13 protein-coding genes and 1 pseudogene are annotated in these 15,515 nt (G+C 58.7%); 5 read left to right on the top strand and 9 right to left on the bottom strand.

All coding sequences use genetic code 11. From position 1 onward, the window contains the following. Positions 1-3: 3 nt before the first annotated feature. Entirely contained in the window at positions 4-654 is a 651-nt protein-coding gene (locus tag KW839_RS15065; RefSeq protein ID WP_218424746.1) for a COG3650 family protein, read from the bottom strand. A gap of 176 nt (positions 655-830) precedes the next feature. Here KW839_RS15065 and KW839_RS15060 point away from each other — a divergent pair, with 176 nt between their 5' ends. After that, positions 831-1,193 (top strand): hypothetical protein, encoded by a 363-nt coding sequence (locus tag KW839_RS15060; RefSeq protein WP_218424745.1) that lies wholly within the window; start codon positions 831-833, stop codon positions 1,191-1,193. A gap of 35 nt (positions 1,194-1,228) precedes the next feature. Here the strand turns inward: KW839_RS15060 and KW839_RS15055 are convergent, their stop codons facing one another. Further along, positions 1,229-1,828 carry a short chain dehydrogenase gene (locus tag KW839_RS15055; RefSeq protein ID WP_218424744.1) on the bottom strand — a complete coding sequence of 200 codons (600 nt, stop codon included), beginning with the start codon at positions 1,826-1,828 and terminating at the stop codon, positions 1,229-1,231. A 106-nt stretch (positions 1,829-1,934) separates the two neighbouring features. On the opposite strand from KW839_RS15055, the gene KW839_RS15050 reads away from it, so the two are divergent. Then, complete coding sequence (locus KW839_RS15050) at positions 1,935-2,843, top strand: LysR family transcriptional regulator (RefSeq protein ID WP_060541113.1); 909 nt, start codon at positions 1,935-1,937, stop codon at positions 2,841-2,843. A gap of 527 nt (positions 2,844-3,370) precedes the next feature. Here KW839_RS15050 and KW839_RS15045 read toward each other — a convergent pair. The 5 genes from KW839_RS15045 to KW839_RS15025 form a co-directional block, all read right to left on the bottom strand. After that, positions 3,371-4,072, bottom strand: coding sequence for an ABC transporter ATP-binding protein (locus tag KW839_RS15045; RefSeq protein ID WP_060541114.1), 702 nt, complete (start codon positions 4,070-4,072; stop codon positions 3,371-3,373). Then, complete coding sequence (gene livG / locus KW839_RS15040; RefSeq protein WP_060541115.1) at positions 4,073-4,840, bottom strand: high-affinity branched-chain amino acid ABC transporter ATP-binding protein LivG; 768 nt, start codon at positions 4,838-4,840, stop codon at positions 4,073-4,075. Further along, positions 4,837-6,093: a high-affinity branched-chain amino acid ABC transporter permease LivM gene (locus tag KW839_RS15035; RefSeq protein ID WP_060541116.1), complete on the bottom strand. Its 1,257-nt coding sequence runs from the start codon at positions 6,091-6,093 to the stop codon at positions 4,837-4,839. The genes livG and KW839_RS15035 overlap by 4 nt, the downstream gene beginning before the upstream one ends. Further along, entirely contained in the window at positions 6,090-7,013 is a 924-nt protein-coding gene (gene livH, locus KW839_RS15030) for a high-affinity branched-chain amino acid ABC transporter permease LivH (RefSeq protein ID WP_060541117.1), read from the bottom strand. Before livH ends, KW839_RS15035 begins: the two co-directional genes overlap by 4 nt. Before the next feature lie 231 nt (positions 7,014-7,244). Further along, the gene (locus KW839_RS15025; protein WP_060541118.1) at positions 7,245-8,372 is read right to left on the bottom strand and encodes a branched-chain amino acid ABC transporter substrate-binding protein; all 1,128 of its coding nucleotides are present in this window, start codon (positions 8,370-8,372) and stop codon (positions 7,245-7,247) included. Positions 8,373-8,721: 349 nt separating this feature from the next. Between KW839_RS15025 and KW839_RS15020 the strand changes: the two genes are divergently transcribed. Then, positions 8,722-9,027, top strand: coding sequence for a DUF2288 domain-containing protein (locus tag KW839_RS15020; RefSeq protein ID WP_060541119.1), 306 nt, complete (start codon positions 8,722-8,724; stop codon positions 9,025-9,027). A gap of 283 nt (positions 9,028-9,310) precedes the next feature. Here KW839_RS15020 and KW839_RS15015 read toward each other — a convergent pair whose 3' ends face one another. Then, entirely contained in the window at positions 9,311-11,509 is a 2,199-nt protein-coding gene (locus KW839_RS15015) for a hypothetical protein (protein ID WP_060541120.1), read from the bottom strand. A gap of 195 nt (positions 11,510-11,704) precedes the next feature. Between KW839_RS15015 and KW839_RS15010 the strand changes: the two genes are divergently transcribed. After that, positions 11,705-12,601, top strand: coding sequence for an NAD(P)-dependent oxidoreductase (locus KW839_RS15010; protein WP_218424743.1), 897 nt, complete (start codon positions 11,705-11,707; stop codon positions 12,599-12,601). Here KW839_RS15010 and KW839_RS15005 read toward each other — a convergent pair. After that, positions 12,558-13,708: pseudogene (locus KW839_RS15005) on the bottom strand (EAL domain-containing protein). The gene KW839_RS15010 and the pseudogene KW839_RS15005 sit on opposite strands and share 44 nt — an antisense overlap. Before the next feature lie 364 nt (positions 13,709-14,072). On the opposite strand from KW839_RS15005, the gene KW839_RS15000 reads away from it, so the two are divergent. Next, positions 14,073-15,422 carry an MFS transporter gene (locus KW839_RS15000; protein WP_060541122.1) on the top strand — a complete coding sequence of 450 codons (1,350 nt, stop codon included), beginning with the start codon at positions 14,073-14,075 and terminating at the stop codon, positions 15,420-15,422. Positions 15,423-15,515 lie beyond the last annotated feature (93 nt).

Below are 15,515 nucleotides of genomic sequence, written 5' to 3'. Positions count from 1 at the left end.
GAATCAGTCGTCGCGCGCGCCGCCGAAATGCCCGCAGCCACGCTGCACCTGGCCGTCAATGCGCAGTTCGGCAGTCATGTGCTGGATGCTGCCGTTACTGTCGACGCAACGTTGCGGCGCGACCCACAGTTCAATGCGCTGGTTGTTGGCTTCGCTGCTGAGATTGAAGCGGCCGTCGCCCAGTTGCTCTTCGACATAGGGCAGCGCCAGGGGTTTCTGGCCGGCGCGCTCGATGATCATGCCCTTGCCGCTGACTTTCACGCTCCATTCGGGTTTGTGGCCAGCAGCGCGCAGGATCAGCAGCTTGAAGTCGGGATCGTTGCACGCGGTTCCCGAGCGCTCGACCCGATACAGTTTTTCCAGGTCCAGACGGCCTTCCACTAAGCGCCCACGCACGTCGGCGAACAGATTGCCCTTGGCATCGGCGAGGGTCGCCGCTTCCTGCAGGACACTGGTGCCACCGCTGTCGTTGACCGTGTAACGCGCCGGCTGGTTGCATGGCTGGAACATCAGTTGGCCGTCTACCGCAGTCAGCTGGCCCTGCATGCGGGTCTGACCGGTATGGGAGGCGCTCTGCCGGTCTGTATCGAACAATTGGCAAGCGGCGAACAGCGGAAGCAGGGCAACGAGGACTAAGGAACGGGCAACACGCATCTTGGGGTCTCCTGACAGGTGCCGCCACGTTACTCAGCCTTACCGCTCATCACAACCCATGGCCGGCAATTGTCATGGACCGAGCTGCGGCACAAGTAACATTCGCTTTTACTTCAACTACAAGGTTGCAGGGCTATGCGTCTAACCTTGTTGGTCATCTGTTTGCGGGAGGTGTTATGAGGGGATCAGCCAAAGCTCTGTGGGTGGCGCTGGGGATGATGGGGGCGCTGCACTGCCTGGCAGCTGAGATCGCCATGTCATCCGCGTCGGACTTTACTGAGATAAGCGTGGATCTCAAGGGGGCCCATGATCCCGATTTCATCATTCTTCGAGTCACGCTCAGCCCTGATGCGCAACACCGCATGGCGCAGGTAACGCGGGAGAACCTGCATCAGCCCCTGAAACTTTTTATCGACTCAATGCTGGTATCGACCACGACTATTCAATCGGCCCTCGAAGGCCCCGCTCTGATGGTCGTTTTGCCGCCCAAAACAGCCCGTAACCTGTTGCCCAGGCTGCTGGAACCATCACCACGGTAAGGCGGCGCCGGGCCAGCGCCGCACATTGAACCTCTTCAGCCTACATGGAATGTCTGGCCGGTCTGCAGGCCTTCCACACTCTTGGCGTAGGCCAACGCCACATCCGCCGCAGGAACCGGTTTGAAACCACGGAAGTAGGGTGCGTATTTGCCCATGGCCTCGACGAGGACATTCGGACTGATCGAGTTCACCCGCAGGCCGCGTGGCAGTTCGATGGCGGCGGCGCGGACGAAGCTGTCCAGTGCGCCGTTGACCAGTGCTGCCGAGGCTCCGCTGAAAATTGGGTCGTGGCTGAGTACGCCAGTGGTGAATGTGAAGGATGCATTGTCGTTGGCGAATTCGCGACCGATCAGCAGCAGGTTGACCTGCCCCATCAACTTGTCCTTCAGCCCCAGGGCAAAACTCTCATCAGACATTTCGCTCAACGGCGCGAAGGTCACGTTACCGGCGGCGCATACCAGCGCATCGAACTTGCCGGTTTTTTCGAATAGTCTGCGAATCGACGTGCTGTCGCTGATGTCCACCTGAAAATCACCGCTGGTACGGCCGATACGAATGATTTCGTGGCGTTGGGACAATTCCTTGTCCACGGCTGAGCCGATGGTGCCGCCTGCGCCGATCAAAAGAATTTTCATGGGTGCTGATACTCGTGTGGGTTGAACGAGTCTTCAGTCTAAGGTGGTTTTTTCTCGAGATAAGCGCACTAATAGGCAACCTTTGGTTTTCAAATGGAAACAATCCGTGAGCGAGATGGATGACCTGGCGGCCTTTGCCGTGTTGATCGAAGCGGGAAGTTTTACCTTGGCGGCCCAGCAACTGGGTTGCAGCAAAGGCCAGTTATCCAAGCGCATCAGTCAGCTGGAAACACAGTTTGGCGTGGTCCTGCTGCAACGCACCACGCGGCGCTTGAGCCTGACGGCCGCGGGTGCGGCGCTGTTGCCCCAGGCTCAGGCACTGGTCGTACAAGTAGAGCGGGCACGTCAGGCTCTGGCGCGTTTGAAGGACGACATGGCCGGCCCGGTGCGTATGACGGTTCCGGTATCTTTGGGCGAAACCTTCTTCGATGGCCTGCTGCTGGAGTTCTCAGCCAGGTACCCCGAAGTGCAGATCGAGCTGGAGCTCAACAACAGCTATCGCGAACTGTCCCGCGACGGCTTCGATCTGGCAATACGTTCCGACGTGGCCATCGACCAGCGCCTGGTGGCGCGTCCGTTGCTGGCCTGGCACGAAATGACCTGCGCCAGCCCGGCCTATCTGGAGCAGTATGGCGAACCACAGACACCCCAGGCGCTGGCCGAGCATCGCTGCCTGCTTAACAGCCATTACAGTGGTCGTGAAGAGTGGTTGTATCACCAGCAACACGAATTGTTGCGAGTGCCGGTGTCGGGGCCGTTTGCCAGCAACCATTACAACCTGCTGAAAAAAGCCGCGTTGGCCGGAGCCGGTATCGCGCGCCTGCCATCCTATTGCCTGTCGGCGGAATTGGCTGACGGGCGTCTGCGCTGGCTCCTGCGCGATTATCAGACCCGTAGCATGCCGATGTACCTGGTGCACCCGTATCAGGGCGGTTTGCCCAAGCGCACGCAGGTGCTGGCGGATTATTTGATCGGCTGGTTCAAACGCAGTGGCGAGGCGCTGGACAGGCTTTGAGCCATCACCTCGACCTTGTGGGAGCGGGCTTGCTCGCGTAGGCGGCGAATCAGTCGACTCATTTGTTGAACGATAAACCGTATTCGCGAGCAAGCCCGCTCCCACAGGGGTAATGCTGTTCACTTTAGGTTAGAGGGCTCCAGGTGGATATTTGGATTAGGTGTATATCCATTCCTGCGGTAACGGCCACCTAGGGTTTCGCCCTTACGGCGAGTCACTTGGAAGAGCCCCAAGTAACCAAGGGCTCTTGCCCCTGACGTTCGGTGCCTCGCCTAGGCTCGGCACCGAGTGGTGGGGCAAGAGCCTTTTGGTTCCTTTTTGGCGTTTGAAAAAGGGACTCGCCGTAAGGGCGAAACCATAAGTGGCCGTTACCGCAGCAATGGATATCCCCCCAATCCAGTTTTTAACAACCCCATGCTTAACTGAACAGCATTGCGCTCCCACAGGGGGGCTTTCTTCATTGGCGAGGTGACAGGCATATAAAAAAAACGGCCCGAAGGCCGTTTTTTCTTGTTCAGCGCAAAGGCTTAACCGCCAAGGTACGCTTCGCGCACTTTCGGGTCGGTCAGCAGCGCTTCACCGGTGCCTTGCATCACTACCCGGCCGTTCTCCAGAACGTATGCGCGGTCTGCGATCTTCAGCGCCTGGTTGGCGTTCTGCTCGACCAGGAACACCGTTACACCGTCCTTGCGCAGTTGTTCGATGATGTCGAAGATCTGCTGGATGATGATCGGTGCCAGGCCCAGCGACGGTTCGTCGAGCAGCAACAGCTTGGGCTTGCTCATCAGCGCGCGGCCGATGGCGAGCATTTGCTGTTCGCCACCGGACATGGTGCCACCGCGTTGGTTGAAGCGCTCTTTGAGGCGCGGGAAAAGTCCCAGGACCTTGTCCATCTGTTCCTGGTAGTCGCCCTTGGCGGTGAAGAAACCGCCCATGGACAGGTTTTCTTCCACGGTCAGGCGGGAGAACACCCGACGACCTTCCGGAACCACTGCGATGCTCTTGCGCATGATCTGCGCCGAGGTCTGCCCCACGAGCTCTTCACCCATGTAGCGGATGCTGCCACTGTGGGCTTGCGGCGAGCCGCAGAGTGTCATCAGCAGGGTGGATTTGCCTGCGCCGTTGGCGCCGATCAGGGTGACGATTTCACCCTGACGGATTTCCACGTTGACGCTGTGCAGGGCCTGGATCTTGCCATAGAAGGTGGAAACGTTTTCGAACTGCAGCATTTACGCTTCCCCCAGGTAGGCTTTGATCACTTCAGGATTGTCGCGGATCTGTTCCGGCGTACCGTCGGCCAGAGGCGTGCCCTGGTTGATCACGACGATGTGGTCGGAAATGCTCATGACCAGTTTCATGTCGTGTTCGATCAGCAGCACGGTGACGTTGTGCTCTTCACGCAGCACGCTGATCAGCGCCTTCAGATCTTCGGTTTCCTTCGGGTTCAGGCCGGCGGCCGGTTCGTCGAGCATGAGGATCCGCGGGCGGGTCATCATGCAGCGGGCGATTTCCAGGCGACGTTGCTGACCGTAGGCCAGGGTGCCGGCCGGACGGTTGGCGAACTCCTTGAGGTTGACCTTTTCCAGCCAGTACTCGGCGAACTCCATGGCCTCGCGTTCGCTCTTGCGAAAGCCCGGCGTCTTGAACAGGCCAGCCAGGAAGTTGGTGTTCAGGTGACGGTGCTGGGCGATCAAGAGGTTCTCGACCGCGGTCATGTCCTTGAACAGCCGCACGTTCTGGAAGGTACGCACCACGCCTTTGAGGGCGATCTTGTGGCCCGGCAGGCCTTCGATCGGCTCACCGTCCAGCAGGATGCTGCCGCCGCTCGGCTTGTAGAAGCCGGTCAGGCAGTTGAACACGGTGGTCTTGCCGGCGCCGTTCGGGCCGATCAGGGCAACCACTTGTTTCTCTTTCACGCTCAAGGCAACGCCGTTGACCGCCAGCAAACCGCCGAAGCGCATGCTCAGGTTTTCTACTTTAAGGATCTCGCGGCTCATTTGCGCAGCTCCATGTGAGGACGTTGCATGGGCAGCAGACCCTGAGGGCGCCAGATCATCATCAGTACCATCAAGGCACCGAACATCAACATGCGGTACTCACTGAACTCACGCATCATTTCCGGCAACAGGATCATCACCACGGCAGCGAGGATCACACCCAGCTGCGAGCCCATGCCACCCAGCACCACGATGGCGAGGATGATCGCCGACTCGATGAAGGTGAAGGACTCCGGTGTCACCAGGCCCTGACGGGCAGCGAAGAAGCTGCCGGCAAAACCGGCGAATGCCGCGCCGAGGGTAAATGCCGAAAGCTTGATGAGGGTCGGGTTCAGGCCCAGCGCGCGGCAAGCGATTTCATCTTCACGCAAAGCTTCCCAGGCACGGCCCAGAGGCATGCGCAGCAAACGGTTGATGACGAACAGCGCAGCCAGTGCCAGGAACAGGGCAACCAGGTAAAGGAAGATCACCTTGTTGATCGAGTTGTATTCCAGGCCGAAGTACTCGTGGAAGGTTTGCATGCCTTCCGCGGCTTTGCGTTCGAAGGTCAGGCCGAAGAACGTCGGTTTCTCGATGTTGCTGATACCGTTCGGACCGCCGGTGATATCGGTCAGGTTACGCAGGAACAGACGGATGATTTCACCGAAGCCCAGGGTCACGATCGCCAGGTAGTCACCGCGCAGACGCAGCACCGGGAAGCCCAGCAGGAAGCCGAAGGTGGCCGCCATCAGGCCGGCGATAGGCAGGCAGATCCAGAAGCTCAGACCGAAGTAGTGCGACAGCAGCGCATAGCTGTAGGCGCCGACGGCGTAGAAACCGACGTAACCGAGGTCGAGCAGGCCAGCCAGGCCGACCACGATGTTCAGGCCCAGGCCCAGCATCACGTAGATCAGCACCAGCGTGGCGATATCCACCGCACCGCGAGAGCCGAAGAACGGCCAGACCAGAGCGCCGGCGATCAGCGCAATGATGATCCAGCGTTGAGTGGTCGGCAGGGTCAGGAAGTTGCTGGCCTTGGCCGGAATCAGCGGCATGCCTGGCGAGGAACGCCAGACCGAACTGATCTGCCGGTCGAACAGCACGCGCAGGAACATCAGCACCGAACATACGGCGATGGTGATCAGGGTGGCGTTACTGGTGCCATGAACCTCGAGGTTGATGCCGACGATGGTCAGCTTCAGACCGAGTACCGGATAGGCCACGGCCCACACCAGCAGGGCGCTGAACAGCGCCTGTTTAAGATTCCTAGTCATACTTTTTCAACCTCCGGGCGGCCCAGCAGGCCGGTTGGCCGGAACAACAACACCAAAACCAGGAGACCGAAGGCCACGACGTCCTTGTACTGGTCGCCGAAGATATCGGCACCGAAGGCTTCTGCCACGCCAAGGACCAGCCCGCCGAGCATGGCGCCCGGGATGCTGCCGATACCGCCCAGTACCGCTGCGGTGAAGGCCTTGAGACCGACCAGGAAGCCGGCGTTCGGGTTGATCACGCCGTATTGCATGCTCAACAGCACGGCTGCGATGGCCGCCAGTGCCGCACCGATGACGAAGGTCAGGGCGATGATGTTGTTGGTGTTGATACCCAGCAGGTTGGCCATCTTGATGTCTTCGGCACAGGCGCGGCAGGCGCGGCCAAGGCGAGAGCGGGAGATGAACAGCGTCAGGCCGAGCATGGCGACCAGGGTCACCACGAACACCACGATTTGCATGTAGGAAATCAGCACTTCATGTGCGCCACCTGGCCCGAAGGTAAAGTTACCCGGAATCAGGTTGGGGATGGATTTGTCCTTGGAGTCTTGCGCCAGCAGAACGGTGTTCTGCAGGAAGATCGACATACCGATGGCGGAGATCAGCGGGATCAGACGGTTGCTGCCGCGCAGGGGGCGGTAGGCGATCCGCTCGATGCTGTAACCGTAGGCACTGGTCACCACGATGGTGGCGATGAAAGCGGCGGTCATCAACAGCGGAACGCTGTCGAGTCCCATCATGGCCAGCCCGGCGATGGCGATGAACGCCACGTAGGAACCGATCATGTACACCTCGCCGTGGGCGAAGTTGATCATTCCAATGATGCCGTAAACCATCGTATAGCCGATGGCGATCAGGGCATACGTGCTGCCAATGGTCAGACCATTAACCAGCTGTTGGAAGAAGTGATAGATGTCAGGCATTACAGCGCTCCTAAAAACCTGATACGCATTTCACTGGTGGAGTCATTTTCCCGCTCGGGCCCCGTGGATCTGCATCCACTTCGAATCCGAGGTTTGCCAGCGAACCGCTGATGACGGTTTTGAGATTTTCAGGTGGGGAGACTGGCGGATCTCGCCAGCGCGGCCCAATACGTTCTAAAACAAAGCCCACGGCACGCCGTGGGCTTTATTGGCAGTCAGTCAGGCAACGCCTTACTGAGGCTTGGCTTCAGTTTTTGGTTTGCCGAAGTGCCACTCGTAAACCACAAATTTGAAGTCTTTCAGGTCGCCCTTGGCGTCGAAGCTCAGGTCGCCAGTAGGAGTCTTGAAGGTACCGGCGTGGATGGCTTCAGCCACTTTGGCGGCGTCTTCGGACTTGGCAGCCTTGATGCCTTCGGCAATGACGGTCACAGCCGAGTAGGCCGGGAACACGAACGGGCCGCTTGGGTCTTCTTTCTTGGCTTTGAACGCATCAGCCAGGGCGATGTTGGCCGGATCCTGGTCGAAGGATTTCGGCAGGGTCACCAGCAGGCCTTCGGAAGCGTCCTTGGCGATCTGCGAAATGGAGTCGTTACCCACGCCTTCCGGACCCATGAATTTGGCCTTCAGGCCTTTTTCCTGGGATTGACGCAGGATCAGGCCCAGCTCCGGGTGGTAGCCGCCGTAGTAGACGAAGTCGACGTTGGCTTGCTTGAGCTTGGCGATCATCGACGAGAAGTCCTTGTCGCCGGCGTTGACGCCTTCGAACACGGCAACTTTCACGCCTTTGCCTTCCAGAGTGGTCTTCACGGCGGTGGCGATGCCTTCGCCGTATTGCTGTTTATCGTGCAGCACAGCAACGATTTTCGGTTTTACGTAATCGGCAATGTAGTTACCGGCGGCAGGGCCCTGGGCGCTGTCCAGACCGATGGTGCGGAACACCATTTTGTAACCACGTGCGGTGATGTCCGGGCTGGTGGCAGCCGGGGTGATCATGATCACGCCTTCGTCTTCGTAAATGTCCGAAGCCGGTTGAGTGGAGCTGGAGCACAGGTGGCCGACCACGAATTTCACGCCGTCGTTGACGACCTTGTTCGCAACCGCTACCGCTTGTTTTGGATCACAGGCGTCATCATATTCAACGGCTTCGAGTTTCTTGCCGTCTACGCCGCCTTTGGCGTTGATCTGTTCAATGGCCATTTTGGCGCCGCTGAACTGCATGTCGCCGTATTGGGCTACAGGACCGGTTTTAGGGCCGGCGATGCCGATCTTGATGGTGTCAGCTGCGAACGAATGGCTGGCAACCCCGGCCAGAACCATAGCGGCAAACAGTTTGGAAATCTGCTTAGTAGCCTTAGTCATAGTGCTCCACTCTTACTGTTGTAGTTTTTATAGTCCTGGCGCCTTGGGCAGCAGAACCGGGTCAGAAATTGCAACATTCCCCGGAAAAGCCCCTCGGCAACTGTACCGGTACAGTGTAGAGCGCCGATTGTCAGCCTGGGAAGGCGGCGCCGGGGGGCAAAACCTGCGAGTGTCGCTTAATTGAAATAAAAAGACAGAATTGCGGCGGGGCTTTGACGGGCTTATAGCTGAATTCCGTGCTTTCCTTGGCTTTCCTGCGCTTTTTATCTCGGTGACTTAATTGCATCCGGGTTTTTCTGCCGGACCACCGACGTTATCATTCGCGTCGATTTCTTTTCCGGACAGTCCCATGAATCAAGAACCTAGCACCCTCTATGCCAAACTGCTTGGTGAAACAGCATCTATTACCTGGAAGGAGCTGGAGCCATTCTTCGCCAAGGGTGCCCTATTGTGGGTCGACCCGGGCCTGGATTTGATCGCGGCCGCCGAGGCCGTGGCCTTGGACGAAGGCGAGAAAGTGGCCGCCTGGCTGGCCGCAGACACGCTGGCCAAGCTCTCTGAAACGCGGGCGCTGGATCTTTTTGAGCGTGATCCCGAGCTTTGGGCGGTGGTGGTTTCGCCGTGGATTCTGATCCAGGAAAGGGCGACGAACTGAATCCGTGCGCCCATTTGGTGCGTCATGCGCGCGAGCAAAAGTGTGTAGGTGAGTAGCGTGATGGCACCTTGCCGTGGAGAAAGGCCACAGCCTAACGGTGACGTAAACGTAACGGGAACAGTTGGGAGGGCAATTGAGCGTCTGATCAATTGTTTCCGAATGTTGAAATGTGTTGTTTTCATTACCGCTTTCGCGAGCAAGCCCGCTCCCACATTCGACTGCGTTCTTCCTGAAGAACATCGTTAAATGTGGGAGCGGGCTTGCTCGCGAATGGGAACGACGCTTAGTTAGCGGTCTTGCCCGTATGGTTATTAAGAGAAATAACCTTGGTCTTGCCAATGCGATGGCGGTAGATCTCGCGCAGGTACTTGATCGCTTTCTTCACGCAATCCCGGGACAGGCGGATGTCGTTGATCGAGACGAACTTGTCCTTGTCGTTGATCAGCTCACGGTATTTTTTCTCGTACATCGGCTTGATCGCGTACCAGTTGGTATCGAGGATCTTCGCCGGGTTCTCGAATTCGTTGAGCAGGTCGTCGATGCGGTCTTCGTCGAAGTCTTCATTGATGATGAAGTCGAGGATCGAGTTGTCCAGAGTGTCATCGAAGCGGTACGGGTTGCGTGCAAAACAACGCTTGATGAAGGCCACGATGAGCGTCAGGAAGTCGTCCGACAGGCACGGGCTCTTGGCAATCAGCGTGGTCAGCGACAGGTTGGCCGAGGCCCCGATCACCAACGCATAGCGCTTGAGCGTGGTATTGGGGAACAGGCTGTTGAGGTGTGTCTTCAACCGGTTCAGGTCCATGTACGACAGCTTGTAGTCCTTGGGCAGCGAGACGATCGACACCACCGACGAGCAGTTCTTGAAGAAGTGCAGGTCGTGCAGCGCAGCCGCGTCGTAGCCCGAATTCTTGTACTGCTCCAGCGATGCGCGATAGCGCTTGGATTCGATCGGCAACAGGCTGATGCCTTCGATGGCCTGGGTGACCTTGTTGAAGTGCGGCAGGTCGATCGAGCGGAAGAACAGGTCGTCGATGTTCAGCCGCTGCGGCTCTTTCTCGAACACCTTGAATTTGTCGCTGCTTGGCGGCGGGGTCTCCGGCACTACGGATTCGGCGTAGGCAATCGCCACCGGCCCGGCCAGGCTCATGAACAGGTCGTTGGCGTCCAGGCGAATGGTTTCGCCGATGTCGATGCCGGCGCGACGGAAATAGTTCTGGTCGTAGTCGGTCGTGACCGCCTGAGCCGTCAGAATGTTGAAGATCTGTTGGGAGATGTACTGGTTGGCGTGCTTCTCCATGGCATTGACGTCGATGTTCTGGATGTTGCCGTCATCGTTTTCTTCGGCGTAACGCATGATGTCGTTGGAGATCAGCATCATGGCGTTCCATGGGCGGATACGGCCCATGACGCTGGCTTCGCTGCTGTCTTCATTGGCGAAGTTGTAGGAGAAGTCCCACTCTTCCGACAGGTATTTACACAGCAGGCGACCGGCGTTGATGTGCAGCGCTTCGGACATTTCACTGCGGTGATCGGAAATGTTCGGCAGTACGCAGATACCGCTGGTGAAAATCGGTTCGAAGACGAAGGAATGGCCGCTTTTGCCGTCGTGCTCGTCCATCGGCTTGGTGTCGAACGTCTTGTTCATGTACGAGTGTTGCTGGGCCAGGCCGAATTCCGAGGCCATGCCAGAACCGGTACCGCCGCCGGCACTGAAGATCGAGAAGTACAGGCGTGACTGGTTGGCCTTGATACCGCAGCTGTCGATCAGGTACGAGTGAATCATTTTCCAGTCGGGGCTGGAGAAACGCTGGGTGTCCTTGTTCAGGATGATCTTGGCCAGATACTGGCCGAGGATCGGCGCGTTACCGGCACCACCGGCGTGGACTTCCGACAAGTCCATGATTTTCATTTTGCTGTAGTCGCGCAGGAAGCCGCTTTTTTCGCCCTTGCGCGAAAAGCGGATGCGCCCGGCGATGTCTTTGTCGAGGTCGCCGAGCATCACCAGTGGTTCGACCAGAAACACTGGCTTGGAGGCTTTGTTCGAGCCCAGGCGCAGGTTGTTGCGGATCCATTGGGCCGGGCTGTAGCCCTTCTCGGCGTAGCGTTTGTCCGGCGACAGGCGATCTTCGTTGTTGAATTCGTTGAGGTAGAACTTGCGGGCGTTGTACACCAGTTCCGCGACATCCAGCGCGATGTTCGAGCCGCAGCGACCCAGGCCGATCAGGCACACCGACGGGAATTCCTGATCGCTGTGCTGTTCGTTGTCGCCTTCCAGGTGCGGCGGGCGTGGGAACACCATGTCGCGCAGACCGTCGAGGTTGTCGAGGATGCGGTCGGTGTTGGTTTCGGTGAAGTACAGGTATTGCTGGCTTGCCAACGGGCGGGAAGGGGGCAATGGCTTCAAGGATGAAGGGCTGTTGGCCGCGGGGCTCAACGTCAGATCGGATACCGCAGTGGCCGGATTGTTTTTAGAAGTCATTGTTCGCCATGTACCTGGGCTGGTTGGTTGGCCGACTCGTTGTCGTCCAACCGTCACGGATTGAATCGCGTCTTTTTTTCAGCGCGTATTGGGCCCTACCCTCGGGCTGCAACCTGAGCATCACTCGGGGGAATCCTTTCCTAAGTCATGATGAATCGGCCAATATCAGGCGATCTTTAATCAAAAGGAGGCCAAATGATGTCAATGCTACCTTCGCTGGGTTTTGCCGGGATCGGTCTGATGGGGCTGCCGATGTGCCGGCGGCTGCTCGCGGCGGGTTACCCGTTGACGGTGTGGAACCGAAATCCGGCCAAGTGCAAGCCACTGGTGCAAGCCGGTGCGCGCCAGGTCGCTACCCCGGCCGAGTTGTGCCAGCACGCGGATGTGGTGATGTTGTGCCTGGCGGACACCGCGGTGGTGCGTGAAGTGGTTTTTGGTTCAGCGGGTGTTGCCCAGGGGGCGCAAAGCGGCCAGCTGTTGGTGGATTTTTCCAGCCTGGAGCCAAACGCCACGCGGGAAATGGCGGCCGAGCTTGCCGGCAGGACCGCCATGGGTTGGCTGGACGCGCCGGTGTCCGGAGGCGTGGTGGGTGCCGAAGCAGGCAACCTGGCGATCATGGTCGGTGGCGAAGCCCGGGACCTGGAGCGGGTTCGACCGGTGCTGCTTGAGCTGGGTCAGCGCGTGACACACATGGGCGGTGTCGGGGCAGGGCAAGTCACCAAGGCCTGCAACCAGATGATCGTTGCCTGTAACGCATTGGTGATTGCCGAAGTGGTTGCACTGGCGGAACGCTCCGGTGTTGATGCCAGCCTGATCGCCGAAGCGCTGGCCGGTGGTTTTGCCGATTCCAAACCGCTGCAGATCCTCGCCCCGCAAATGGCCGACAATCGTTTCGAGCCAGTCAAATGGCACGTACGAACCCTGCTCAAGGATCTGGACACTGCGGTGAAGTTTTCCCGCGAGCAAGGCAGTGCGACGCCGATAACGGGCTTGGCTGCGCAGTTGATGCGCCTGCATGGGAGCCAGGGATTCCTTGAACAAGACCCTTCTACATTAGTGCGGATGTACCGTGAGCCAGGCGCAAGCGTGTAAGGCTGCCGGGGGACTTGCGCTGGTTGATTTCGTCCAGCACCGGACGCAGTTCGGCGAGTGGCACCGGGCGGCTGAGCAGGTAGCCCTGAACGAAGTCGCAGCCATGGTCCTCCAGGAACTGGTATTGCTCGAAAGTTTCGACGCCTTCGGTGACCACCTCCAGGTGAAGGGTGTGCGCCATGACGATAATCGCCTGGACGATCTCCATATCCTGGATGGACTTGGGAATGTCCTGCAGGAAAGAACGATCGATTTTCAGGGTGTTGAGCGGCAGGCGCTTGAGGTAGGCCAGGGACGAATAACCGGTACCGAAGTCATCGATCGACAGCGACACGCCGAGGGCGCGAATCTGGCCCAGTAACACCAGTGTCTCGGTGATGTTGCCCATCAATGCATTTTCGGTCACTTCCAGTTCCAGCCGATCGGGCGCCACACCCGTGGCCCGCAGTGCGTGTTCGATTTCAGTTGCCAGTTCTTCACGTGCCAGGTTCAGGGCCGAGCAGTTCACTGTGATGCGCAGTTCTTCACAGCCTTGGCGCGATAGATCGGCCAGGTCTTCGCAAGCCTTGCGCAGTACCCAGTTGTCGAGTTCGGCGATCAGGCCGTTGGCCTCGGCGATGGCGAAGAAGCGGTCCGGCACGAGGAACCCGTGAACCGGGTGATGCCAGCGAACATGCCCACGTAGTGCATGGCCGCGATGCCCAGGCCTGCCCCTGTCGAGGATTCCACGCATTGGCGGTTTGTCGGATCGGGGAGGCTGAAGGTGTTCATCGCCAGCCGTGAAGCGCACAGGGCTGTGATCAGGGAAAGCAGCGTCACTGGCAGGTGGTAGTGAATATCGATAGCTGACTGCAAAGCCAGTATACCGATCAAATGCATGGCCCAGATTCCGCCTGCCATGCACACGGTGCCGACCCAGCGCCAGCGTCGCTTGGAGACCGGATGTTCGGCATGGGCAACCCGCTCGGCCATGCCTGGCGTGGCAAAGCAGCCGACGCAGGCGACCAGATACGCCAGCAGCACGAGGAATCGATCATGTGTGAAATTGAGTATGACCTGCCCACTCTCTGGTAAAGAAGTAGTGAAATGCAGACCAAGCCACTCCATAGCATGCCCCGTTGTGGTCATCTGGCCGGGGCAATGAGCACCGGCGAATTTCATGCAGTATAGAGGGCATGCATGGAGCGCAAATCGATAGTGGCATATTGGTGCCAAACATTTGGTTATTGAAATTATAGCGATTAGTGCTATTGATCCGGCGCTTCTCTTTTCAGGCATCTGTTTGCAACGCTGCAAGACAGAACGCCGCACGTTTGGGCCCTTGCGGGGTCCCGGGAGCCAGCATTCACGTGGCCTTCGCCATGGGCTGGTATCAGCCTTACGAATAATTACAGACAGCTGTGACCGGCCTGTCTAGATTGCAGGTTCCGGGGACAGTGACGCCCCAATAACAATAAAACGAGACGGACCCATGCAGAACTCGACCCAAGCGGCGAATGCCTGGCGCATTCTGTTCCTGTTGTTCCTGGCCAACCTGTTCAACTTTTTCGACCGTACCATCCCGGCCATCATCATCGAACCGATCCGCATGGAATGGCACCTCAGTGACTTCCAGATCGGCATCATCGGCACCGCTTTCACCCTCGTCTACGCGATCGCCGGTCTGCCGCTGGGGCGTATGGCCGATACTGGCTCGCGCAGCAAGCTGATGGGCTGGGGCCTTGCGGTGTGGAGCGGGCTGACGGCGGTCAACGGCATGGTCGGCAGTTTCTGGAGCTTCCTGGTCGTGCGCATGGGTATCGGCATCGGTGAAGCCAGTTATGCACCGGCTGCCAACTCGCTGATCGGCGATCTGTTTCCGGCTCATCGTCGGGCGCGAGCCATGGGCATTTTCATGCTCGGACTGCCGTTGGGCCTGCTGCTGGCGTTCTTCACCATCGGCGCGATGGTCAAGGCATTCGACAGCTGGCGTGCGCCTTTCTTCATTGCGGCGGTGCCGGGGCTGATCCTCGCAATCTTCATGTTCTTCATCAAAGAGCCAAAACGCGGCGCCGCCGAGAGCGTGCAGGTTTCGCAAGAGCGCGTGGACCGGCCAATCCGCCGGGTACTGGCGGTGCCTACGTTCCTTTGGCTGGTAATGGCCGGCCTCTGCTTCAATTTCGCCACCTATGCCTGCAACTCGTTTCTGGTGCCGATGCTCCAGCGCTACTTCTTGATGCCGTTGCAGGAAGCTGCGGTGGCAACGGGTGTAATCGTTGGTGTCACCGGTTTGTTCGGACTGACCATCGGCGGCTGGGTCGCTGACAAGATTCACCAGCGGGTAGCCAACGGGCGGCTGCTGTTTGCGGCGTTCAGTTTGATTATCTCGACCGTATGCACGGCGTGGGCGCTGCACTCAGGTCGCATAGAAATCGGCGTGTTCGTGGCGGTGTTCAGTCTGGGCTGGCTGTTTGCCTATAACTTCTATACCTGCGTTTACACGGCAATTCAGGATGTGGTCGAGCCGCGCTTGCGGGCCACCGCCATGGCTTTGTTCTTTGCCGGGCTATACCTGTTGGGCGGTGGGTTGGGGCCAGTGGTGGTCGGTGCCTTGTCCGATCACTTTGCCCACACGGCGATGCTGGCGGCGGGTGCCGAACAGATGACCGAGGCGTTCAAGGCCGTAGGCCTGCATGACGCGATGTACCTGATTCCTGTGGCGCTGTTTTTCACCATGGTGTTTCTGGTGTTGGCGTCTCGGTGTTTTGTACGCGATGCCAAGCGGATGAAAGAGGGGCTGGGGGCGGTGGTTGAGCCCGGGGTTGCTGCGGCGACGGCATAAGATCAAAAGATCGCAGCCTGCTGCAACCACAGGGAACACTCGATCCCCTGTAGGAGCGAGCCTGCTCGCGATGGTCGTTAACGATAACGCGGG

The sequence above is a fragment of the Pseudomonas sp. PDM31 genome (genome assembly GCF_019218965.1).
In the GTDB taxonomy this organism is placed as follows: Bacteria; Pseudomonadota; Gammaproteobacteria; order Pseudomonadales; family Pseudomonadaceae; genus Aquipseudomonas.
Note: the sequence above shows the minus strand (reverse complement) of the source record. Positions and strands in the feature narration are given on the sequence as shown.